General features: G+C 73.8%; 19 protein-coding genes. 2 read left to right on the forward strand and 17 right to left on the reverse strand.

Going from position 1 to position 22,384, the window contains the following annotated elements; translation table 11 throughout:
- Window positions 1–78 precede the first annotated feature (78 nt).
- Window positions 79–774 (forward strand): DUF5995 family protein, encoded by a 696-nt coding sequence (locus ACVV2G_RS13480; RefSeq protein ID WP_453842915.1) that lies wholly within the window; start codon window positions 79–81, stop codon window positions 772–774.
- A 281-nt stretch (window positions 775–1,055) separates the two neighbouring features.
- On the opposite strand, the gene ACVV2G_RS13485 is transcribed toward ACVV2G_RS13480, so the two are convergent.
- From ACVV2G_RS13485 to fmt, 11 genes are all read right to left on the reverse strand, one after another.
- Complete coding sequence (locus tag ACVV2G_RS13485) at window positions 1,056–2,753, reverse strand: flavin monoamine oxidase family protein (RefSeq protein ID WP_453842916.1); 1,698 nt, start codon at window positions 2,751–2,753, stop codon at window positions 1,056–1,058.
- Window positions 2,750–3,598, reverse strand: a complete 849-nt coding sequence (locus ACVV2G_RS13490) for a carbon-nitrogen hydrolase family protein (protein WP_453842917.1) — start codon at window positions 3,596–3,598, stop codon at window positions 2,750–2,752. Before ACVV2G_RS13490 ends, ACVV2G_RS13485 begins: the two co-directional genes overlap by 4 nt.
- A 419-nt stretch (window positions 3,599–4,017) precedes the next feature.
- On the reverse strand, window positions 4,018–5,250 hold the full coding sequence (locus ACVV2G_RS13495) for an MFS transporter (RefSeq protein ID WP_453842918.1): 1,233 nt from the start codon (window positions 5,248–5,250) through the stop codon (window positions 4,018–4,020).
- Between the two features lie 162 nt (window positions 5,251–5,412).
- Entirely contained in the window at window positions 5,413–5,865 is a 453-nt protein-coding gene (locus tag ACVV2G_RS13500) for an Lrp/AsnC family transcriptional regulator (protein WP_453842919.1), read from the reverse strand.
- Between the two features lie 70 nt (window positions 5,866–5,935).
- The gene (locus ACVV2G_RS13505) at window positions 5,936–7,423 is read right to left on the reverse strand and encodes an amino acid permease (RefSeq protein WP_453842920.1); all 1,488 of its coding nucleotides are present in this window, start codon (window positions 7,421–7,423) and stop codon (window positions 5,936–5,938) included.
- Window positions 7,424–7,994: 571 nt separating this feature from the next.
- Window positions 7,995–9,437 carry a GuaB1 family IMP dehydrogenase-related protein gene (locus ACVV2G_RS13510; RefSeq protein ID WP_453842921.1) on the reverse strand — a complete coding sequence of 481 codons (1,443 nt, stop codon included), beginning with the start codon at window positions 9,435–9,437 and terminating at the stop codon, window positions 7,995–7,997.
- Window positions 9,438–9,589: 152 nt separating this feature from the next.
- A complete protein-coding gene (locus ACVV2G_RS13515; protein ID WP_453842922.1) occupies window positions 9,590–9,910 on the reverse strand; it encodes a barstar family protein in 321 nt (106 codons plus the stop codon).
- A 106-nt stretch (window positions 9,911–10,016) separates the two neighbouring features.
- Window positions 10,017–11,060 carry a sugar-binding transcriptional regulator gene (locus tag ACVV2G_RS13520; RefSeq protein WP_453842923.1) on the reverse strand — a complete coding sequence of 348 codons (1,044 nt, stop codon included), beginning with the start codon at window positions 11,058–11,060 and terminating at the stop codon, window positions 10,017–10,019.
- A gap of 77 nt (window positions 11,061–11,137) precedes the next feature.
- The gene (gene rpe / locus ACVV2G_RS13525; protein WP_453842924.1) at window positions 11,138–11,824 is read right to left on the reverse strand and encodes a ribulose-phosphate 3-epimerase; all 687 of its coding nucleotides are present in this window, start codon (window positions 11,822–11,824) and stop codon (window positions 11,138–11,140) included.
- Between the two features lie 145 nt (window positions 11,825–11,969).
- The gene (locus ACVV2G_RS13530) at window positions 11,970–13,397 is read right to left on the reverse strand and encodes an RsmB/NOP family class I SAM-dependent RNA methyltransferase (RefSeq protein ID WP_453842925.1); all 1,428 of its coding nucleotides are present in this window, start codon (window positions 13,395–13,397) and stop codon (window positions 11,970–11,972) included.
- A gap of 80 nt (window positions 13,398–13,477) precedes the next feature.
- A complete protein-coding gene (gene fmt, locus ACVV2G_RS13535; protein WP_453842926.1) occupies window positions 13,478–14,410 on the reverse strand; it encodes a methionyl-tRNA formyltransferase in 933 nt (310 codons plus the stop codon).
- A gap of 324 nt (window positions 14,411–14,734) precedes the next feature.
- On the opposite strand from fmt, the gene ACVV2G_RS13540 reads away from it, so the two are divergent.
- A complete protein-coding gene (locus ACVV2G_RS13540; RefSeq protein ID WP_453842927.1) occupies window positions 14,735–15,289 on the forward strand; it encodes a hypothetical protein in 555 nt (184 codons plus the stop codon).
- A gap of 383 nt (window positions 15,290–15,672) precedes the next feature.
- Here ACVV2G_RS13540 and ACVV2G_RS13545 read toward each other — a convergent pair whose 3' ends face one another.
- From ACVV2G_RS13545 to ACVV2G_RS13570, 6 genes are all read right to left on the reverse strand, one after another.
- Window positions 15,673–17,823, reverse strand: coding sequence for a primosomal protein N' (locus ACVV2G_RS13545; protein ID WP_453842928.1), 2,151 nt, complete (start codon window positions 17,821–17,823; stop codon window positions 15,673–15,675).
- 323 nt (window positions 17,824–18,146) lie between these two features.
- Window positions 18,147–19,355, reverse strand: coding sequence for a methionine adenosyltransferase (metK, locus tag ACVV2G_RS13550; RefSeq protein WP_453842929.1), 1,209 nt, complete (start codon window positions 19,353–19,355; stop codon window positions 18,147–18,149).
- Between the two features lie 240 nt (window positions 19,356–19,595).
- The gene (gene coaBC / locus ACVV2G_RS13555; protein WP_453842930.1) at window positions 19,596–20,798 is read right to left on the reverse strand and encodes a bifunctional phosphopantothenoylcysteine decarboxylase/phosphopantothenate--cysteine ligase CoaBC; all 1,203 of its coding nucleotides are present in this window, start codon (window positions 20,796–20,798) and stop codon (window positions 19,596–19,598) included.
- Window positions 20,799–20,940: 142 nt separating this feature from the next.
- The gene (rpoZ, locus tag ACVV2G_RS13560) at window positions 20,941–21,213 is read right to left on the reverse strand and encodes a DNA-directed RNA polymerase subunit omega (protein WP_003977348.1); all 273 of its coding nucleotides are present in this window, start codon (window positions 21,211–21,213) and stop codon (window positions 20,941–20,943) included.
- A gap of 94 nt (window positions 21,214–21,307) precedes the next feature.
- Window positions 21,308–21,901, reverse strand: a complete 594-nt coding sequence (gene gmk, locus ACVV2G_RS13565; RefSeq protein ID WP_453842931.1) for a guanylate kinase — start codon at window positions 21,899–21,901, stop codon at window positions 21,308–21,310.
- A 37-nt stretch (window positions 21,902–21,938) separates the two neighbouring features.
- Window positions 21,939–22,262, reverse strand: coding sequence for an integration host factor (locus ACVV2G_RS13570; protein ID WP_003977346.1), 324 nt, complete (start codon window positions 22,260–22,262; stop codon window positions 21,939–21,941).
- Between the last annotated feature and the right edge of the window lie 122 nt (window positions 22,263–22,384).

Below are 22,384 nucleotides of genomic sequence, written 5' to 3' on the forward strand. Positions count from 1 at the left end.
GCGGGCGCGTTCCCCCGTTATGGGGAAGCGTCGGGCCCGCCGGCACTCCGGCCAGCCTAAAGCTGGGACCCTGCCGCCATGGCGCACTGCGAACAAGTACCGGTGGCCGTCCGGACGGTGGACTCGGTCCTCGCCCGGATGCGCGCCCTCGACGCGGCGCTGCCCGCCCGGGACGGGGTGGCGGTCTTCAACCGCGTCTACCTGACCGTCACCGGGGCGGCCGGCCGGCGCCCCGACGACGGCCGGTTCGCGGACGGCCGGGCCGCGAACGCGCTGGACGTGCGGTTCGCGGAGCGCTACCTGGCGGCCGTCGACGCGCTGGAGGAGGGGCAGCGGCCGCCCGCGTGCTGGCGGCCCCTGTTCCAGTTCCGCCGCCATCCCGGCGTACGGCCGCTGCAGTTCGCGCTGGCGGGCGTCCACGCGCACATCGGTCACGATCTCGCGCTGGCGGTGGTGGACACCTGTCGTACGCTCGACTGCGATCCCGTCGAGCTGGAGGACGAGTTCGACCGGGTGGGCGGTCTCCTCCTGTCGCTGGAGGAGCGCATCCGCGACGAGCTGATGCCGGGCCCCGACCTCCTCCGGGTCGCCGACCCGCTGACGCATCTGCTCGGTTCCTGGAGCCTGGACCACGCCCGGGACGCGACCTGGGCCGCGGCCCGCGCCCTGTGGGCCCTGCGCCGGCTCCCGGACGTCGCCGGGGAGTTCGCGGAGCGGCTGGACGCGGCGGTCGGCTTCGCGGCGCGGCTGCTGCTCACGCCCCTGCCGGACTGATCCGACCGTGCTTCCCGGCGCGCCCCGTGACGGCCGTACGGTGGGCGGACGGACCTCGCCGTCCACGCGCGCAGACGCCGGCGGGCGGCGGCCGGACGGCGGGCGACGCGGCCGGGACCGGCCTGGACGAGATCCTCATCGGTCCCGGGCGCTCCGCGCGGGGGCGCCCCCGGGAGGCTCCGCGCGGGGAGTCCGGGGAGCCGGCGGACACGGCCGCCGAGGGGGACGAGAGGCCGGGGCGGCCGGGCGCGGGTCCGCGGCCCCGCGGGCCCCCTCCCGGGTCAGTCCTCGGGAAGCTCGACCGGCGCGATCTCGTCGTAGACGTCGCCCGGTCCGGGGTTGGTCGCGTCGGTCGTCCCGCCGAAGTGGTGCATGACGCCCCAGACGGCGTTCAACGCGGTCTGGACGGCTCCCTCGGCCCAGCCGGCCGTCCAGGAGACGTCGTCGCCGGCGAGGAAGATGCCCCGCTTGTCCTCGGGCAGGTCCTCCTGCATGAAATGCGTGAACAGGCGCCGCTGGTAGCGGTAGTGACCGGGCAGGTTGGCCTTGAACGCACCCATGAAGTAGGGCTCGTTCTCCCAGGAGACCGTCACCGGGTTGCCGATGACGTGCTTCCTGATGTCGACCTTCGGGTAGATCTCGCCGAGCGACTTCAGCATGACCTCCATCCGCTCGTTCGCGGAGAGCGGCAGCCACTTCAGACTGTCGTCGCACCAGGTGTACGAGAGGCAGATGACGGCGGGCCTGTCCGGGCCGTCGTCCAGGAGGTAGGTGCCGCGGGTCATGCGGTCGGTGAGCGTCATCGACATGACGTCCCGCCCGGTCTCCTCGTCCTTGTCCAGCCAGAAGGGCCGGTCGACGGGTACGAAGAGCTTGGAGGACTCCATGTAGTGGGTGCGCTCGATCGCGGTCCAGTGGTCGATCGGGAAGAGCGAGTCGTCGCAGGCGATCTTCGAGAGCAGCATCCAGGACTGGGCGGTGAAGATCGCCGCCCGGTAGGTGCGGATGTCCCCGTCGGCGTCGGTCACGGTGATCCGGTTGCCGGCGGTGCGGTCCAGGCGCGTCACCGCGGGGCGCGGCTCGCCTTCCACGTGCAGGGACTTCAGCGAGGTGCCGTACGGCCAGTGGACGATCTTGTCCGGCTCGCGCTCCCAGAGCCGGAGCGGCAGCTGCTGGGAGCCGCCGACGATGCCGCGGTGGTGGTCGTCGGCCTCGGTGTAGACGACGCGGAGGATCTCCAGAATGGAGTTGGGGAAGTCCGTGTCCCAGCCACCCGTGCCGAAGCCGACCTGGCCGAAGATCTCGCGGTGCCGGAAGGACCTGAAGGCCTCGGAGTCGCAGAGGAAGCCGTAGAAGGTCTGGTTGTCGAGCTTCTCGACCAGCTGCGCCCATATCTCACGGATGCGCGGGACGTCGCGCTCGCGCAGGGCGCGGTTCATGTCGGAGAAGTCGGCGCCCTCCTCCAGGCACCTGGCCCAGGCGTCGGCCACGTCCCGGTAGACCTGCGGCAGGTCGTCGAGCGTCTCGGCGTAGTGCGACTCGCCCTTGAGGTCGACGACGGTCGAGGGCGTCGCCTCGGCGAGGGGGTTGGGGAACGGCCGGGTCTCCAGTCCCACCAGGTCGATGTAGTGCTGCAGGGCGGTGGAGGAGGGCGGGAAGCGCATCGCGCCCATCTCGGCGGTCAGGGACGGGTCGCAGCCGTCGAAGCCGACGGTCCGCAGCCGGCCGCCGATCCTGTCGGCCTCGTAGACGACGGGCTTGAGGCCCATCTTCATCAGCTCGTAGGCGGCCACGATGCCGGACATGCCGCCGCCGATGACGGCGACCTCGGTGCCGTGCTCGGTCGCGGGTACCTGGCCGAGACCGGCCGGGTGGGCGAGGTAGTCGTCGTACGCGTACGGGAAGTCCGGACCGAACATGGTGATCGGCGGCTGCTGGTCGTCTGCGTGCTCGATCGCGTTGGGCACGGTGGACGTCATGGGGTACGGACTCCTTGCACAGGTGGAACGGGGTGAGGGCGCGCGGGACCCGGGACTCGGACGAGGGCCCCGTAGAGACCGGGGCGGCGGTCCTCCAGGTACGGGTTGGCCTCGCGGGAGGCGGCGAGGAAGGCCGGGTCGACGTCGGCGAGGACCAGTTCCTCGGCCCGCCCGGCCCGGGCGCGGGCGGTTCCGTCCGGTCCGGCGAGTGCGGACAGCCCGACGAACTCGAACTCGCCCTCCCGGCCGACGCGGTTGACGTACGCCACGTACATCTGGTTCTCGAAGGCCCGCACCGGCACGACGGATTCGGCGACGAACTGGAAGGGGTGCATCTGCGCGGTCGGGACGAGCAGCAGGTCGGTGCCGGCCAGGGCGTGGGCGCGGACGTTCTCCGGGAACTCCACGTCGTAGCAGATCATCAGGCCGACGGTGACCCCGTCGAGCCGGGCCTGGACGACGGACCGTTCGCCGGGGGTGAAGTGGTCGCGCTCGAAGCAGCCGAAGAGGTGGGTCTTGCGGTAGTTGGCCAGGCGGCTGCCGTCGGCGGCGATCAGCTGGACGGAGTTGAACACGTCCGCGCCGGCCCGCTCCGGGTAGCCGTACGCGACGGCGAGGCCGTGGCGCCCGGCGATCTCCGCGACCGCGTCGGCCGAGTCGCCGTCGGCGGGCTCGGCGAGGGCGGCGACGGCGTCGCCGATCGCGTACCCGGTGAGGAACAGTTCGGCGGTGACCAGCAGCCCGGAGCCCGCGGCGGCGGCCCGGCCCGCGGCCTCGTCGAGGACCTTGAGGTTCTCGACGGTGGAGCCGGGCCGGCCGGAGCTCTGGAGCAGGGCGGTACGCATGCGTGTTCCTCACCGGTGGGAGGGGGGTCGGGGGCCAGATAGACGGTACGGTCGGCGGACTCGGCCGGACAAGCGGCACCCGTTGCGCGGTGGTGAACGTTTCGTTGCGTCCGCCGCGCACCCGGCGGCGATTCGTTGCGCACCACCGCTCCCGGACCACTCCCGCAGCCGCGCGGCCCGACCAACCGCCGCCCCCGGACCGCGCTCCCGGACCGCTCCCGGGCCGCTGGACCCCGGCGGCCTGCCGCCCCCGAACCGCCCCCACAGTCACTCGGCCCCGCCGAATCGCTCCCGGGCCACTGGGCCCGGCGACCCGCCGCCCCCGGACCACCCCCCGCCCACCCGGCCCCGGCGACCCGCGGGCCGGCTCGCCGCGCGGCCCTCCCGCTCGCCCCCGCGCGGTCGCCCCGGCGGGCGGGTCAGGAAGCGGGCCGTCGGTCTCGGGAAGGTGCCCCGGCAGCCGCGGACCCGGTCCGGGCGGTGGGGGCGAGCAGCAGCGCCGTCACCAGGTACGGCACCGCGAACCAGGCGAACACCGTGCCGTGCCCCGTCACCGTGGCCGCCGCCGCGTAGACGCCGAAGGTGGTGAGGGTGCCCAGCTCGGTGGCCAGGCCCGCGACGGAGGTGAGCGTGGCCCGGCCGGTGGCGTCGATACGGCGCTGGAGGCGGGCGTCGGCCAGCACGGTCGCCAGCTGGAAGCCCCCGAAGGCGAACGCGACCAGCACCAGGGCGAGCGGGGTGCCCGCCGCCGCGCCCACCGCGAGGGCGAGCGCGGAGCCGGTGAGCAGGGCCGCGAACCCGGTCGTCGACAGGTCTTCGGCGGCACCGGCCAGGAGACTGCCGACCGTGGCACCGGCCCAGATCACCAGCAGCAGCCACGGGACGGTCCGCTGCGCCACTCCCGTCTCGTGCACCAGCAGCGGCGTGTACTCGTCGAGCGCGCCCCACACCGCCGTGACCGCCGGTACGAGCAGCAGCGCGCCCCGCACGGAACGGTCGCCGCGGGCCTCGGCGAGTCCCGCGCGCAGTGCCGCGGTCCAGCGGTCGCCGGCGTCGGACGGTGTGCGGTGCTCGGGGAACCGGGCCGCCACGGCCGCCCCGGCCAGGCAGGTCAGCACGCTCGCGGCGCCCACCGCCTCGTAGCCGCCCCAGGCGAAGACCGGACCGGCCAGGCCCATCGCGGTCATCGTCGCGGCGATTCCGGTCGCCCGCGCCCGGCCCATGACGCGGGCGTACCGGCTCGCCGCGCCCACCCGGTCCAGTTCGTCGTGGACCAGCGCCTCCAGCGCCCCCGAGCCGAGGGCTCCGCCGGCGCCCCACAGCACGAAGCCGGCCGCGAAGGCGCCGTAGGACGGCACGAGTACCCACAGGGCGAAGCCGGCGGCGGTGAGCAGCGGACCGAGGACCAGCAGCCGCCGCCGGGAGACGGCGTCGGCCCAGACGCCGGAGGGCACCTCCAGAACCACGTTGGTCAGCGACCACAGGGCGAACAGGGAGGAGATCTGCCAGACGGAGAGACCGGTGTCGCTGAACAGCAGCGCGTACACCGGGTAGAGCAGGACGAAGTCTTCGCAGAACGCGGACGCGTACAGCGTGCGCGTCAGCCGCCGGGTACCGGCGGTGGCGGGGACACGCTCGGGTGAGAGAGTCATGAGGCCTTCCCGAAGGGGCGGATCGGACACCGGGGGTACGGCGTCCGAGGCGGCCCTCGACAGGAGGCGCGGCGGGTGGATCAATGTCGCCAGGTCATGGCACCGATGCTAGCGCGCGCCCGGCTCCGGGGTCTGCCCGATGGGCGAGCGGGCATCGCCGTACTACGTGGGCGATCCCGACGAGAAGCGCCGCAGCAGGGGCGACAGCACCAGCACGGACCTGGTCCGCTCGACGAACGGCTCCCCGGCGATCCGCTCCAGGACCCGCTCGAAGTGGCGCATGTCGGAGGCGAAGACCTGGGCCACCGCGTCCGCGTCACCGGTGACGGTGGACGCGGCCACGACCTCCTGGTAGCGCTCCAGGCCCCGCTGGATGGTCTCGGGCGAGGTGTTGCGGCGGCAGAAGATCTCGACGAACCCCTCGGTCTCCCAGCCGAGCGCGGCGGGGTCGACCCGTACGGTGAATCCGGTGATGGCTCCGGTGGCGCGCAGCCGGTCCACGCGCCGTTTCACGGCGGGCGCGGACAGGCCGATCGACTGCCCGATGTCCGCGTAGGAGCGGCGGGCGTCCTCGGCGAGGGCGTGCACGATGCGTTCGTCGAGATCGTTCAGCACTGCGGGTGGTTCACTTCACTTCTGGAGCTGCCGTCGCTGCTGGAGCTTCGGGACTACTGGAGCTTCGGGACTACTGCGGCTTGGGGACTTCCGGGGCGGCCGGGGCGGCGAGCCGGGAACGGCGGTGGCCGTACCCGAAGTAGAACACGAGCCCGACGGCCATCCAGACACCGAAGACCACCCAGGTGACGGTGGACAGGCTGCCCATCATCCAGACGCAGAAGGCGAGGCCCAGGGCCGGCAGGACCGGCGACAGCGGCACCCGGAAGGTGCGGCGCATGTCCGGGCGGGTCCGGCGCAGCACCACGACGGCCACGTTGACCAGGGCGAAGGCGAAGAGGGTGCCGATGCTGGTGGCGTCGGCGAGCTGCCCGAGCGGGATGGCGGCGGCCAGGACACCGCAGAACAGGGAGACGATCAGCGTGTTGGCGCGGGGCGCGCCGGTCCTCGGGTGGACCCGGGAGAACACCTTGGGCACGAGCCCGTCGCGGGACATGGCGAACAGGACGCGGGTCTGGCCGTAGAGCACGGTCAGGACGACGCTGGCGATGGCGATGACGGCGCAGAACGCCAGCAGGGTGCCCCAGAAGTCCTGTCCGGTGACGTCGGTCATGATCTGGGCGAGGGACGCCTCGGAGTCGGTGAAGCTCCGCCAGGGCCTGGCGCCGACGGCGACGGCCGCGACGAGGACGTACAGCACCGTGACGATGACCAGGGACAGCATGATCGCGCGGGGCAGGTCGCGCTGGGCGTTCTTCGCCTCCTCACCGGCGGTGGAGGCGGCGTCGAAGCCGATGTACGAGAAGAACAGCGTCGCGCCGGCCGCGCTGACGCCGGCCATGCCGAGCGGCATGAAGTCGTCGTAGTTGCCGGAGCGGAAGCCCTGCACGCCGATCGCGCAGAACAGCACCAGCGCCGCGATCTTGACGACGACCATGATCGTGTTGGCGCGGGCGGACTCGCGGGCACCGCCCAGCAGGAACGTCATGGCCAGGAGCACCACGATCAGCGCGGGCAGGTTGAAGACGCCGCCCTCGCCCGGCGGGGCGGACAGCACGGCCGGGACGGTGACGCCGAGGGTGCCGTCGAGCAGTTCGTTGAGGTACTCGCCCCAGCCGACGGCGACGGCGGCGACCGACACGCCGTACTCCAGGACCAGGCACCAGCCGCAGACCCATGCGACCAGCTCGCCCATCGTGGCGTACGCGTAGGAGTACGAGGACCCGGCGACCGGGATGGTCCCGGCCAGTTCGGCGTAGGACAGGGCGGAGAAGAGCGCCGTGAGACCGGCGATGACGAAGGACAGTGTGACGGCGGGCCCGGCCTTGGGGACGGCCTCGCCGAGGACGACGAAGATGCCGGTGCCGAGGGTGGCGCCGATGCTGATCATCGTGAGCTGCCACAGGCCGAGGGAGCGGCGGAGGCTGCCGCCCTCGCCCTGGCCGCCCTCGGCCACCAGTCGTTCCACGGGCTTGCGGCGCATGAGGCGCGCGGCCAGGCCCGGGGACGGCGGGGTGGCCGGTGTGTCGTGGTGCGGGGGTGCGCCTTGGTCGAGCACGCGTTGACTCCTTTGTCGCTGCCGGTCGCACCGCCGGTGATGAGCGGGCGGGCTCCCGGCGGGCCTCTGGAGCGGCGGGGACCGGCGGACGCCCCCGTGCAGGAGCGGGAACCCACCGAGCGGGGTCCCCGCCACGCCACGTACAGCGCAGAACACTACGAGGGGGGCGGTGTCCGGGTAATGCAGCAACCTTGCGCGTTCCCGCACGATCGTTGCGTTGGCCGGGGCGCGGCGCGTGTTCGTTGCGCGGAGGGTCGTGAAGCGTTGCGTACGGCGTCACGACGCGGTCGTCCGCCCCTGGTCAGCGCCTGTCCGGCCGCCCCTCGACCGCCCGTGCGGCCGACCATCTGCGCCCATACCGCGTCCGCCTCCACCCGGGCCTCAGCCACCTCCGCCCGCGCCCCGGCCGCCCGCGCCGGGTCGGGACCACCGGTCCGTCCGGGGCCCCGGGCGGGAGGTGTCCTGGTGGGTACGCGGCCCGCTCGGCGGACGCCCGCCCCGGGACGCAGCACGGCCCCCGGCCCTCCCGGACGACGGGACGGTCGGGGGCCGTGCGAACGGCTGGGCGTGCTCAGCTCCAGCTGGCGTGCAGCGGCTTGCCCTCGGCGTAGCCGGCGGCGCTCTGGATGCCGACGACGGCCTTCTCGGCGAACTCCTCCAGGGAAGCGGCGCCGGCGTAGGTGCAGGAGGAGCGGACGCCCGCGATGATCGAGTCGATCAGGTCCTCGACGCCCGGGCGGGTCGGGTCGAGGAACATCCGGGAGGTGGAGATGCCCTCCTCGAACAGCGCCTTGCGGGCCCGGTCGTACGCCGACTCCTCCGAGGTGCGGTTGCGCACCGCGCGGGCGGAGGCCATGCCGAACGACTCCTTGTACGGCCGGCCGTTGGCGTCGTGCTGGAGGTCGCCCGGGGACTCGTACGTGCCCGCGAACCAGGAGCCGACCATCACGTTGGACGCGCCGGCCGCGAGGGCCATCGCCACGTCGCGCGGGTGGCGGATGCCGCCGTCGGCCCACACGTGCTTGCCGTGCTTCCTCGCCTCGGCGGCGCACTCCAGGACGGCGGAGAACTGCGGCCGGCCGACGCCGGTCATCATGCGGGTGGTGCACATGGCGCCGGGGCCCACGCCGACCTTGATGATGTCGGCGCCCGCCTCGACCAGGTCGCGCACGCCCTCGGCGGAGACGATGTTGCCCGCGACGATCGGGACCCGCGGGTCGAGGTCGCGCACCAGCTTGACGGCGCCGATCATCGACTCCTGGTGGCCGTGCGCGGTGTCGATGACGAGGGTGTCCACGCCCGCGTCGAGCAGCTGCTTCGCCTTGCCCGCCACGTCGCCGTTGATACCGACGGCGGCGGCGATGCGGAGCCTGCCGTCCGCGTCGAGGGCCGGGGTGTACAGGGTGGCGCGCAGGGCGCCCTTGCGGGTGAGGATGCCGGCCAGGCGGCCGTCCTTGTCGACGGCCGGCGCGTAACGGCGGTTGGCGGCGTCGAGGGTGTTGAAGGCCTCGCGCGGGTCCATGTCCGCGTCGATGAGGATCGGGTCCTTGGACATGACCTCCTCGAGCCGGGTGAAGCGGTCCACACCGGTGAGGTCGGCGTCGGTGACCACGCCGACCGGCCGGTCGTCCCCGTCGACGACGACACCGGCGTTGTGCGCCCGCTTGGGCAGCAGGGACAGCGCGTCGGCGACGGTCTGGTGCGGGGCCAGCACGATCGGGGTGTCCAGTACGTGGTGGCGGCTCTTCACCCAGGTGACGACGTCGGTGACGACCTCGATCGGGATGTCCTGCGGAATGACCACGAGGCCACCGCGCCGGGCCACCGTCTCGGCCATCCGGCGGCCCGCGATGGCGGTCATGTTGGCGACGACCAGCGGGATGGTGGTGCCCGTGCCGTCCGGGGAGCCGAGGTCCACGCCCATCCGGGAGCCGACGGCGGAGCGGCTCGGCACCATGAACACGTCGTCGTACGTCAGGTCGTACGAGGGCTGGATGTCATTCAGGAAACGCACGTGCTGCACATCCCAGTCGATCAGAGGTGGCCCCCGGACAGGTCAGCCAGGGGGAAAGAGCACGTACTTCATTCTCCCACGGCCGGCGGCCGAGAAGCCCCGGGCAGATCATCCAGGCCGGACGGAGACCTTCTCGGAGGATCGTCCAGGGCTCAGCCGGGGCCGAGGGTGACGAAGAGCCCCGGACCTCGGTCCGTCGCCTCCGCGAAGACCTCCTCGGCGACGGCCCACTCGTCCGGCCGGGCCTCGGCGTACGCCCGCCAGCCCCGTACGACGAGGACCAGTCCGCGCTCCGCCGTCCCCCCGGGCCGGACGGAGGGGGCGGCGAGCGCGTCGGCGAGCGCGTCCCAGTCCCGGCCGAACCGGTCGGGCAGGGCCAGGTCACGGGCGCAGCGGTCCATCAGGCCCGCCTTGTCCGTGACCCCGTCGAGGTCCAGCGTGACCACGAGCCGTCCCGCGGGATCCTCCGTCATACCGCGCCCTCCCCTCCGCTTCCCGGGAGCCCGCCGGGCTCCGCCCGGGCCGTCCCCGTTCGGATCGTTCCCGCCCGGACCGGCCCCGCCCGGACCGCCCGAACCGTCAGACTCCGTCCGGGTCCGTCCGGTTCAGCGTCGACTTCGGCGCCGAGCCCGCCGTCATCAGGTAGTCCGCGGCCGACGTGTCCGTCACCAGGCTGGTGACCAGCCCGGAGCGCAGCACCGCGTCGATGGCCGCCGCCTTGCGCTGGCCGCCCGCGATCGCCACGACCTCGGGGATACGGCGGAGCTGGTCGGCCTTGACCGTGATGCACCGCTCCCCCAGGTCCCGCCCGACCCGGCGCCCCTCGGCGTCGAAGAGGTGCGCGGACATCTCGGCGGCGACGCCGAGCGAGGCGTAGTGCGCGCGCTCCTCGTCGCTGAGCATGTCGTGCACCGTCGAGATGCCCGGCTCCCAGGAGCCGATGGAGACGCAGGCGACCGTGACCTTGTCGAAGTACTCGAAGGCCCGGGCGATCCCGGTCTGGTGGCGCAGCGCCTGCGCGGTGGCCGCGTCCGGCAGCAGCATCGGCCCGTAGATGGGGTGGGCGTCACCGCCCGACACCTGGGCCGCGCGGCGGACGGCCTCGACCGACCCGCGCTCGGCGGTCCCGGCGTCGTACACGCCCGTCAGCTGCACCACCGTGCACGGCGGCAGCCGGTCCAGCGCCGCCGCCATGTGGATGGTGGACCGGCCCCAGGCCAGGCCCAGCACGTCGCCCTCGTTGACCAGCTCACCGAGCAGGTCGGCGGCCACCTCTCCCAGGTTCTCCGGGTCGGGCGTCTCCTCGGCGTCGGCCGGGGACTCCACCACGACGGCGTGCCTGAGGCCGTAGCGGGCCCGCAGGGCGTCCGAGCGTTCGGCGTCCAGTTCGGCCGGCACCCGGATCTCGATTCGTACAAGGTCCCGCTCGAGGGCGGTCTCCAGGACCCGGGCCACCTTGAAGCGGCTGACGCCGAACTCCTCCGCGATCTGGATCTTGGACTTGCCCTCGAGGTAGAAGCGGCGGGCCATGGCCGCCGCCTGGACCAGCTCAGCGGGTCCCATCCGCATCGCTGAACGGCCCGCCGACATACCCGACACGGCGATCTCCTCACTGCTGTTCACACTCTGGATTCGCCGTTCATCCTTGCAGATTCGGCGCGCTTGATCAGCCCTGATGGGAGCCGTTCACGTTCTGTTCCTCAGTGGTCGCACGCCCAGGACGCCTCGGCGGTCACCGACTCGGCCTGCGTGCGCAGTGCACGTACCGCCTCGGCCGGGTCGGACGCCCCGTACACGGCGGAGCCCGCGACGAAGACGTCCGCGCCGGCGTCGGCGCACCGCTCGATCGTCGACGCCGACACCCCGCCGTCGACCTGGAGCCACAGCTCCAGCCCGTGCTTCTTGATCAGCTCCCGGGTGCGCCGGATCTTCGGGAGCATGATGTCCAGGAACGCCTGCCCGCCGAAGCCCGGTTCAACCGTCATGATCAGCAGCATGTCCAGCTCGGGCAGCAGATCCTCGTACGGCTCGACCGGCGTCGCGGGCTTGAGCGCCATGGAGGCGCGGGCGCCCTTGGCCCGGATCTCCCGGGCGAGGCGCACCGGCGCGGCGGCGGCCTCGGCGTGGAAGGTGACGGAACCGGCGCCGGCCTCCACGTACTGGGGCGCCCAGCGGTCGGGGGCCTCGATCATCAGGTGGCAGTCCAGCGGGGTGTCCGTCGCGCGGGCCAGCGACTCGACGACCGGCACGCCGAGCGTGAGGTTCGGGACGAAGTGGCTGTCCATGACGTCGACGTGGAGCCAGTCGGCTCCCTCCACCGCCCTGGCCTCGTCCGCGAGGCGGGCGAAGTCGGCGGACAGGATGCTGGGGTTGATCTGCGCGGCCATGCCCCAAGCCTGCCATGCCCCGCGGGGGCGGGAGGCATCGGTCCCGGAGGGCGCGGCCGCCGGCCCGGTGCGGGCGGGGCGCGGCCGGTCGCGCCGTTCCCCGCCCTCTCCGGGGCCCGTTTCCGCCGCCGCGCGCGGTGCGGGGTCAGGCGGTGCGTCGGATCAGGGCCAGGTACATCGCGTCGGTTCCGTGGAGGTGGGGCCAGAGCTGGACGTCCGGGCCCTCGCCCAGGTCCGGTACGCCGGGCAGCAGCGGGCGGGCGTCGAGCAGTTCGGTGTCCGGGTGTTCCTTGAGCGCGTCGGCGACGACGGCACGGGTCTCGGCGAGGTGCGGCGAGCAGGTCGCGTAGCCGACGACACCGCCGGTCCGCACCGCCTCCAGGGCGCTGCGCAGCAGCCCGCGCTGGAGCGGGGCGAACCCTTCCAGGTCCTCGGGACGGCGCCGCCAGCGCGCCTCGGGACGGCGGCGCAGGGCGCCGAGTCCGGTGCACGGCACGTCGACCAGGACCCGGTCGAAACTGCCGGGCCGCCAGGGCGGGCGGGTCCCGTCGGCGGTGACGACCTGGTACGGCCCCGGATTGCCGTCCAGCGCCTTGGCCACGAGCCCGGCCCTGTGCGGCTGCTTCTCCGAGGCGAGCAGGAAGGCCCCCCGTGCGGCGGCCAGCGCGCCGAGGAGCGCCGCCTTGCCGCCCGGTCCGGCACACCCGTCCAGCCACCTGCGGTCCGGCCCGTCCAGGGGCGCGTTCGCCAGCGCGAGCGCGACGAGCTGACTGCCCTCGTCCTGCACCCCGGCCCGGTTCTCCCGCACGGCGTCGACGGCCCCGGGCTCGCCGCCCTCGCTCAGTCGCACGGCGTACGGGGACCAGCGGCCGGGCACCGCGGCCTCCTCGACGAGCAGTTCGTCGGTCGTCGCCCGTCCGGGACGGGCGACCAGCGTGACCTCCGGCCGCTCGTTGTCGGCGGCCAGCAGCTCCTCGATGCCCGCCCGGCCACCGCCGAGCGAGTCCCACAGCGCGGAGACGACCCAGCGCGGATGGGCGTGCACGACGGCGAGGTGGTCCTCGGGGTCCTCGTCGTAGGGCGGGGCGACCCGCGCCAGCCACCCGTCGAGGTCGTCCCGCGCGACCTTGCGCAGCACGGCGTTGACGAACCTGGCCCGCCCGTCGCCGAGCACGACCCGCGCCAGCTCCACGGAGGCCGACACGGCGGCATGGCTCGGGATACGGGTCCCGAGCAGCTGGTGGACGCCGAGACCGAGCACGTCCAGGACGGGCGGGTCCACCTCCCGCAGCGGCCGGTCGACACAGGCGGCGATGATCGCGTCGTACGTGCCCTGCCTGCGCAGCGTCCCGTACACCAGCTCGGTCGCGAGGGCGGCGTCCCGGGCGTCGAACTTCTCCGGCCCCTCCTTCTCCCGCGCCCTGCGCAGCAGCGGCGGCAGGACGAGGTTGGCGTACGCGTCCCGCTCGTCCACGGCCCTGAGCGCCTCGAAGGCGAGGAGACGGACGGGGTCCTTCTGCGGCCTGCGGTGCGGCTTGCCGGGTTTGCGGGGACGACGAGGCTGCTCGCTCACGAAAAAGGTGCTCCGGGTGTGGGGTGACGTGCGCCCACCAGCGTACGTCGGGCCGGCGGACGGTGATACGGAGGCCGAGGTCAGCCGCCGAGCGACTCGCCCTCGGCGATCCGCGCCCCGCGCGCCCAGTCCGCGGCCCGCATCGGCTTCTTGCCCTGGGCCTGCACCCACACCAGCTCGACGGCGTACGAACCGGTGCCGACGTGGACGTCGTTCTTGCCGGTGGCGAGCTGCCCGGGGGCGAGGTCCGTACGGTCGGGCACGGGCACGGCCTGCACCAGCTTGAGCCGCTCGCCCCGGAAGGTCGTCCAGGCCCCGGGGGCGGGGGTGCAGCCGCGCACCACCCGGTCCACGCGCAGCGCCGGGGCGGACCAGTCCACCCGCGCGTCCTCGACGGCGATCTTCGGGGCGAGGGTGACGCCGTCGGCCGGCTGCGGCACGGCCTTCAGGCTGCCGTCCTCGATGCCGTCCATGGTGGCCGCGAGCAGTCCGGCACCGGCGAAGGCGAGCCGGGTCAGCAGGTCGCCGCTGGTGTCGGTGGGGCGGATGCCCTCGGTGACCGTCCCGTAGACGGGGCCGGAGTCGAGGCCCTCCTCGATCAGGAAGGTGGACGCGCCGGTGATCTCGTCGCCCGCCATCAGGGCGTGCTGCACGGGCGCGGCGCCGCGCCACGCGGGGAGCAGCGAGAAGTGCAGGTTGACCCAGCCGCGGGCGGGCACGTCGAGGGCGACGCGGGGCAGCAGCGCCCCGTAGGCGACGACCGGGCAGCAGTCGGGCGCGATCTCGCGCAGTCGCTCCAGGAAGGCGGCATCGCGCGGCTTCGCGGGCTTGAGCACCTCGATCCCGGCCTCCTCCGCCCGCTCGGCCACGGGAGAGGCGACCAGCCGGCGTCCGCGCCCGGCCGGAGCGTCGGGCCGCGTGACGACGGCGGCCACCTCGTGGCGCCCGGAGGCGATCAGGGCGTCCAGGGCGGGAACGGCGACCTCGGGGGTACCGGCGAAGACGAGCTTCATGGGTGGGACGGGCCTCTCGGGCGAGGGTGGTTGCTGGGCGGCGCACCAGTCTACGAGCCCGGCCCGGGCCGGAGTCCGCCGACGGCGTGGCACGACGACGGCAGGGGCCCGTCCCCACGGACGGCGGGGAGGCGGGGGCGCACGGGCGGGAGAGGAACCGCAGGCCGAGGGCCGAGGCGCACAGGCCACCGTACGGCGCACGCATATGCCGCCGCGCCCCACCCCGTGACCAGCGGAGCGCCCACGCGTTGGTCAAGGAAGAGTTGACCACCGGACCGCCCGCGCGGCCCGATCCCTTGCAACGCCGGTTCGAGAGGCTTGTTCATGGCCGACCACGCAACCCACGACGCCCAGGCTCGGGCCAGCCTGCACTTGCTGGTGCGGGACATCGAGCGGGTCCGCCGGCAGGTGGACGCACTGCGCACCCTCACCGCCCAGCTGGGCAACGTCTACCGCCCGCGCCGCTCCGGCCCCTCCACGGGCTTCGTCGTCTACGGACGCGCCCCCGCTCCGACGGTCCGTCTCGCCCAGGAGCTGCGGGACAGTGTCGAGACGCTGGTCACGGCCGCCGTGGACTTCGACCGCTCGCTCGGCTTCTCGTGGGACGCGGTGGGCTCCGCACTCGGTGTCACCAAGCAGGCGGTGCACCGCCGCTACGGCTCCCGCCGCGCCGCGGCCCAGGCGGCGCCCGCCGTCGAGGTCCCCGAGCCCGCACCGGAGGCGGCGGGCGCCGCCCGCGCGGTCAACGCGGGCTCCGGTCTGCCCGCCGTGCCCACGGTCCCTGCCGCCCGCTCCATGCCGACCCAGCCGACGGCGGGCAGCCAGGCCCTGCGCGAGGACGTCCGGCCGCCCACCTTCCCCGGCCCGCGCAACGGCTGAACCGCGACGGCCCCCGCCCTCCCGCCTCACTCGGGGGGACGGCGGGCTCCCGTCCGCGCACGCCCCACGCTGCCTCCCTCCCACTCTGCGGGCAGGGAGGCGCGCTCCGCCCCCCTCTCCCCCGCCGCGAGCCGGGATCGCATCCCGCTCACTCCCCCGCGCCGCGAGCCTCAACGGCCCTTCCGCGCCACAGGCCACAAACCGCCACCCCGCCGCTGGCCCGGGACCACACCCCGCCCACTCCCCTGCGCCTCGCGACCCGTGCCTCGCGCCTCAGGCGACCTTCCACGGCACGGGCCGCACCCGCACCCGCCCCCCGCCCCCTCCCCGCCGCAGGCCCCGCCCTCCTCCACGGACCCGACCACGCGTCCCCGCTGCGCGCCTCACCCGATGTCGGGCGGATCGATCCGCACCCACACCGCCGTCTCGCTCCCCCGCGCCATCCGCGCCGCCTGGGCGGCCTTCAGCGCGCCCGCCAGCGCCGCCCCGCGCCCCGGCGGCACCCGGACCAGCGCCCGCTCCCACTGCTCCCCCGGCGGTGGAGCGCCCACCCGCCGAGGGCGCCCCGCGGACGTGACCGGCAGCGGCACCGGACCGAGCACCTCGGCCTCCCCCGGCAACTCCACGGCGCGTAGGAAGCCGGCCACCGCCTGGGGCGGGCCCGCCACGGACGCCATCCGCGACACCGGCGGAAAGCCCAGCTCGGCCCGCTCGGCCAGCTCCCGCACCGCATGGCCGACGGGATCCCAGCGCACCAGCGCCTGCACCGGCCGCAGGGTCGGCTCGGCGACCGCGACGACGGTGCCCCCGGCGCTCTGCGGGCGCACCAGCGCGGCGGCGGCCAACCAGCGCCGCAACGCGTCCTCGCCCGCACGCAGGTCGGGCCGTCCGAGCATCGCCCAGCCGTCGAGCAGCAGGGCCGCCGCGTAGCCGCCCTCCGCGACGGGCTCGGCACCCGGGGTGCTCACGACGAGGGCGGGAGCCTCGGACACGGTGTCCAGCACATGCTCGCGTCCCGAGGTGCGCACGGGCACGGCCGGGAACGCCCGTCCCAGCTCCTCGGCCGTACGCCGCGCCCCCACGACCTGCGCACGCAGGCGGAAGGCTCCGCACTCCGGGCAGTGCCATCCGCCCTCCTCGCGGCCGCACCACCCGCAGCGCAGCGCGGCCCCCGCCTTCTGGCCCTCCAGCGGCCCGGAGCAGTGCCGGCACCGCGCGGGCGTCCGGCAGGCGGCACACGCCATTCTCGGTACGTAGCCCCGCCGGGGCACCTGCACGAGCACCGGTCCCTGCCGCAGTCCGTCCCGGACGGCCTGCCAGGCGAGGGTCGGCAGCCGCGCGGCCCGGGCGGCCTCGTCCCGCGCCAGGTCCCCGTCCCCCACGGTCCGTACGAGCGGGGCGGCGGACCGCACCTCCTCCCGTCCGGCGACCAGCGGCCGGGCCCAGCCGGTCTCCACCAGCTGGGCGGCCTCCACGGTGCAGCCCCAGGCGCCCAGCAGGAAGGCGCACCGGTCCTGGGCGGCGCGCAGCAGCAGCACGTCCCGCGCGTGCGGTTGCGGGGCGTGGGGCTCGCTGTGGCTGCCGTCGCCGTCGTCCCACAGGGCGACCAGCCCGAGGTCCCGCACCGGCGCGAACATGGCGGCACGGGTCCCGACGACGGCCCGCACGGCCCCGCGGCGCACCGCCAGCCACTGCGCGTACCGCTTCTCGGGTCCCGCGTCGGCGGTGAGCACCGCGTGCCGCCCCTCGCCCAGCAAGGAGGTCAGCGCGGCGTCGACGCGGGCGACCGCCCGGCCGTCCGGCAGGACCACGAGCGCGCCCCGGCCCGAGGCCAGCGTCGCCGCGACGGCCCGCGCCAGCTCCTCGCTCCACCACGGCCCCGGCAGGGCGTTCCACACCGCGCGCGGCGCTGCTCCGGAGGCGAGGGCCGCGACGAAGACGGCCCCCTGTTCGTACCGCGCCCAGGTGCCCGGCTCGGGCACCGGCGGCGGGGGCGGAGGGGCGGGCGAGGCCCGCTTCTCGGCGCGCGCGTTGCGTGGAGGTACGGCGAGCTGCAGCACGTCGGCGAGGCTGCCCGCGTACCGGTCGGCGACCGCCCGCGCGAGGCCCAGCAGCTCCTCGTCGAGCACCCGCTCCGGCGAGACGACCTGGGCCAGCGCGGCGAGCGGCCCGGAGTAGTCGGACTCGGCGAGCCGCTCGATCAGGAAACCGTCGATGAGGCCCCCGCCCTCGCGCCGCCCGTCCCGCACCCGGTGCCGCCCGGCACCGAAGCGCACCCGCACCCGCACGCCGGGCTGGGCGTCGGCGTCCAGCTCCTCGGGCACGGCGTAGTCGAAGTACCGGTCGAGATGGAGGACGCCCTTGTCGACGAGGACCCGGGCGACGGGCAGCTCCTTGGCGAGCGCGGCTCCGCGCCAGGTCCGCGGCTTGGCCCGGGGTGCCTTCGCCCGGCGCACGCTCTCCCGGATGAGCGCGAGCTGCTCCGGTGGCGCGTCCTGCGCGTCACCGTCCGCCGGTTCGTTCTCGCTGCTCACGCCTGTATTCCTACCAAAGACCACTGACAACCGACCGGCGCCCGGCACCCCTCACCGTGCGGCACCGGGGTGCGACGGCGACGGTGGGGTCCGGCCCCGGACCGGACGGCCGCACCGCACCCGCCGGCGACGGAACGCGAACCCACGGTCCCGCACGCGCACCGCGGCACACACCCGTGGTGACGCGCTCGCACCGCGCAGGAGTACGTGTCAGCGCCTCCCCGGCACACTCGCGGGCCGGGTGACGGCACGCGCAGGGCCCGGCGTCCCCACCGGGAACACCGGGCCCTGCGTCGTACCGCCGTGCTGAACGCCTCGGGGCCCTACAGCCCCGCCGCCTGCCGCAGCGCGTCCACCCGGTCCGTGCGCTCCCAGGTGAAGTCGGGAAGCTCACGGCCGAAGTGGCCGTACGCGGCGGTCTGGGCGTAGATCGGGCGGAGCAGGTCGAGGTCGCGGATGATGGCGGCCGGGCGGAGGTCGAAGACCTCGTCGATCGCCTTCTCGATCTTCTCGGCGTCGATCTTGGCCGTGCCGAAGGTCTCCACGAACAGGCCGACCGGCTCGGCCTTGCCGATGGCGTAGGCGATCTGGACCTCGCAGCGGGCGGCCAGGCCCGCGGCGACGACGTTCTTGGCGACCCAGCGCATCGCGTACGCGGCGGAGCGGTCGACCTTGGACGGGTCCTTGCCGGAGAAGGCGCCGCCGCCGTGACGGGCCATGCCGCCGTACGTGTCGATGATGATCTTGCGGCCGGTCAGGCCGGCGTCACCCATCGGGCCGCCGATCTCGAAACGGCCGGTGGGGTTGACCAGGAGGCGGTAGTTCTCCGTGTCGAGCTTGATGCCGTCCTCGAGCAGTGCCTTCAGCTCCGGCTCGACGACGAATTCCTTGATGTCGGGGGCGAGCAGCGACTCCAGGTCGATGTCGCTCGCGTGCTGGGAGGAGACGACGACCGTGTCGAGGCGGACGGCCTTGTCGCCGTCGTACTCGATGGTGACCTGGGTCTTGCCGTCCGGGCGCAGGTACGGGATCGTCCCGTTCTTGCGGACCTCGGACAGGCGCTTGGACAGGCGGTGCGCCAGGAAGACCGGCAGCGGCATCAGCGTCGGCGTCTCGTCGGACGCGTAACCGAACATCAGGCCCTGGTCGCCGGCGCCCTGCCGGTCCAGTTCGTCCTCGTCGCCCTCGACCCGGTTCTCGTAGGCCGTGTCGACACCCTGCGCGATGTCCGGGGACTGTGCGCCGATCGAGACCGAGACGCCGCAGGACGCGCCGTCGAAGCCCTTCTTGGAGGAGTCGTAGCCGATCTCCAGGATCTTGCCGCGGACCAGCGTGGCGATGTCCGCGTAGGCCTTGGTCGTGACCTCGCCGGCCACGTGCACCAGGCCGGTGGTGATCAGGGTTTCGACGGCGACCCGGGAAGCCGGGTCCTCACGCAGAAGCGCGTCGAGAATGGTGTCGCTGATCTGGTCAGCGATCTTGTCGGGGTGACCTTCGGTCACGGACTCCGAGGTGAACAGGCGACGGGACACAACGCTCCCTGGGGTTGCAGCGGCTGCTGGCTGATCATTGGTGGACGGCACGGGGAGCTGCACCCGGCGACGTCCGACAACAGTTTATCGGTCGCGCTCCGCCCCAGGCCCACCCGTCTCGTCTCTCGGAAGGGCTGTGACCTGCGGCACGGGCATTCTGCCCAGAACGCGGCGCCGTTGGCCAGGGTCGCCACGCTCGAATGCCCGGCGTTCGCGAGGTCCGTGGAGTGAACGGGTCATTCAGCCGAGCCGTTCCGCCACGAGGTCCCACACCGTTTCGGCGAGCGCCTCCTTGGGTCCGTGTGCCACCGGGGTCTCGCTGCCGTCGGCGCCGAGGACCACGGCCTCGTTCTCCTCGGAGCCGAAGGTCTTGCGTTCCCCCACCTCGTTCACCACGAGGAGGTCGCAGCCCTTGCGCTTCAGCTTGGCCCGTCCGTTGGCGAGGACGTCGTCGGTCTCGGCGGCGAAGCCGACGACCACCTGTCCCTCGCGCGCCCGCTCCGCGGCGACCTCCGCGAGGATGTCCGGGTTGCGCACCAGGGTGATCGGCGCGGGTTCCCGGCCGTCCTCCTTCTTGATCTTCCCGGCCGCGTACGTCGCCGGGCGGAAGTCCGCGACCGCCGCGGCCATCACCACGGCGTCGGCGTCCGCCGCGGCGCGCAGCACCGCCTCCCGCAATTCCACCGCGGTCCCCACCGGGACCACGTCCACGCCGGCCGGGTCGGGAAGCGACGCGTTCGCCGCGACCAGCGTGACCCGGGCGCCCCGGGCGGCGGCGGTGCGGGCGAGGGCGTAGCCCTGCTTGCCCGAGGAGCGGTTGCCGAGGAAGCGGACCGGGTCGAGGGGCTCGCGGGTACCGCCGGCGCTGACGACGACGTGCCGCCCGGCGAGGTCGGGCCCGGCCACGCTGCGGGCGAGGACCCGGCGGCACACCTCGAAGATCTCACCCGGGTCCGGCAGCCGGCCCTTGCCGGTGTCGACGCCGGTGAGGCGGCCGACGGCCGGCTCGACGACGACGGCGCCGCGGCGGCGCAGCGTCGCCACGTTCTCCCGGGTGGCCGGGTGCTCCCACATCTCGGTGTGCATGGCGGGGGCGAGGACGACGGGGCAGCGGGCGGTGAGCAGCGTGTTGGTGAGGAGGTCGTCGGCGAGGCCGTGGGCCGCTCTGGCGAGCAGGTCGGCGGTGGCCGGGGCGACGACGACCAGGTCGGCGCGCTGACCGATGCGCACGTGCGGGACCTCGTGGACGTCGTCCCACACCTCGGTCAAGACCGGGTTGCCGGAGAGGGCGGACCAGGTGGCCGCGCCGACGAAGTGCAGCGCCGAGGCGGTGGGAACGACCCGGACCTCGTGCCCCGACTCCGTGAAGCGGCGCAGCAGCTCGCAGGCCTTGTACGCGGCGATGCCGCCGCTGACCCCCAGAACGACCTTGGGCTTGTCCATCGTCTCTCCCCGGCCTCGACGAACGTACGCCCGAACGGAAGAACGTACGCCCCCATCACACACCACAGGCCCGGCAGTCGCTCTGCCGGGCCTGTGGAAAAGTCAGCTTCAGGCTGAAAATACTACCGCCGATGCTGCGGTACTACTGCGCCGGACCTTCGATGGCCTCGGAGGTCAGCAGCCCCGCGTTGATCTCGCGCAGGGCGATCGAGAGCGGCTTCTCGTGGACGTGGGTGTCGACGAGGGGACCGACGTACTCGAGGAGGCCCTCGCCGAGCTGCGAGTAGTACGCGTTGATCTGGCGGGCCCGCTTGGCCGCGTAGATCACGAGGCTGTACTTCGAGTCCGTGGCCTCGAGGAGCTCGTCGATCGGCGGGTTGATGATGCCCTCGGGCGCGGAGATGGAAGAGGACACGCTCTACCTTCCGATGGATGGGAAAGATGCAGTCGGGCGACCGTCCGGTTGACCGGCCTGTGCCGGTCGGTGGCGACCAGTGGGCCGGCCGCGGTCACACGACGTTCGTCAAGGCTAGCAGCTCGCGGGCCACGTCCTCGACGGAGGTGTTGACCAGGGTCTGGTCGAACTCGGGCTCGGCCGCCAGCTCGACCCTGGCCGCGGCGAGGCGGCGCTCGATCACTTCCGGCGGTTCGGTCCCCCGACCGGTGAGCCTGCGCACCAGCTCCTCCCAGGAGGGCGGAGCCAGGAACACGAGCTGGGCCTCCGGCATGGACGCGCGGACCTGCCGGGCGCCCTGGAGGTCGATCTCCAGGAGCACCGGCTCACCGGCCTCCAGGCGCTCCAGTACGGCCGCGCGCGGCGTGCCGTAGCGGTTGCCGGCGAACTCGGCCCATTCCAGCAGCTCGCCGTTGGCGATCAGCTTGTCCATCTCCTCGTCGGTGACGAAGAAGTAGTGGACGCCGTGCTGCTCGCCGGGGCGCGGCCTGCGGGTCGTGGCCGAGACCGACAGCCACGCCTCGGGGTGTTCCTTGCGCATATGAGCGACGACCGTGCTCTTGCCGACCCCCGAGGGGCCGGAGAGCACGGTCAGCCGCGGACGTGCGTCCGGGGGTACGGGGGACGTCCCCCGGGGTGTTGCAGCCATGCAGCGATTATTCCAGCAATCCGGGAGTGGTCCGGACTCAGCTGCCGGTGCTGCCGAACTCTCGCTCCAGGGAGGCGATCTGGTTGGAGCCGAGCCCCCGCACGCGGCGGCTCTCGGAGATGCCCAGTCGCTCCATGATCTGCTTGGCGCGGACCTTGCCCACGCCCGGCAGGGACTCGAGGAGGGCGGAGACCTTCATCTTGCCGATGACGTCGTTCTCCTGGCCCTGCTTGATGACCTCGTGGAGGGAGGCGCCGGAGTGCTTGAGTCGATTCTTGACCTCGGCCCGCTCCCGGCGAGCCGCGGCGGCCTTTTCGAGCGCGGCTGCGCGCTGTTCAGGGGTAAGGGGCGGAAGAGCCACGCCTACGTCACCTCGGATGTCGAACTGTCGGATACGGACCGGTGAGGAACCTAGTCGCCCCACACCAGGGGAGCTACGAGCAACACGCTCGCCCGTTGACTCTTCCCGGAGACTAGCGTCCA

The organism is Streptomyces sp. JK94, from assembly GCF_053613315.1.

What these genes read in the sequence shown, in the direction of transcription:
- ACVV2G_RS13480 (WP_453842915.1), top strand. Translation starts at nt 79, where the DNA reads ATGGCGCACTGCGAACAAGTACCGGTGGCCGTCCGGACGGTGGACTCG.
- ACVV2G_RS13485 (WP_453842916.1), bottom strand. Translation starts at nt 2,753, where the DNA reads ATGACGTCCACCGTGCCCAACGCGATCGAGCACGCAGACGACCAGCAG.
- ACVV2G_RS13490 (WP_453842917.1), bottom strand. Translation starts at nt 3,598, where the DNA reads ATGCGTACCGCCCTGCTCCAGAGCTCCGGCCGGCCCGGCTCCACCGTC.
- ACVV2G_RS13495 (WP_453842918.1), bottom strand. Translation starts at nt 5,250, where the DNA reads ATGACTCTCTCACCCGAGCGTGTCCCCGCCACCGCCGGTACCCGGCGG.
- ACVV2G_RS13515 (WP_453842922.1), bottom strand. Translation starts at nt 9,910, where the DNA reads ATGACGGAGGATCCCGCGGGACGGCTCGTGGTCACGCTGGACCTCGAC.
- rpe (WP_453842924.1), bottom strand. Translation starts at nt 11,824, where the DNA reads ATGGCCGCGCAGATCAACCCCAGCATCCTGTCCGCCGACTTCGCCCGC.
- fmt (WP_453842926.1), bottom strand. Translation starts at nt 14,410, where the DNA reads ATGAAGCTCGTCTTCGCCGGTACCCCCGAGGTCGCCGTTCCCGCCCTG.
- ACVV2G_RS13540 (WP_453842927.1), top strand. Translation starts at nt 14,735, where the DNA reads ATGGCCGACCACGCAACCCACGACGCCCAGGCTCGGGCCAGCCTGCAC.
- coaBC (WP_453842930.1), bottom strand. Translation starts at nt 20,798, where the DNA reads ATGGACAAGCCCAAGGTCGTTCTGGGGGTCAGCGGCGGCATCGCCGCG.
- gmk (WP_453842931.1), bottom strand. Translation starts at nt 21,901, where the DNA reads ATGGCTGCAACACCCCGGGGGACGTCCCCCGTACCCCCGGACGCACGT.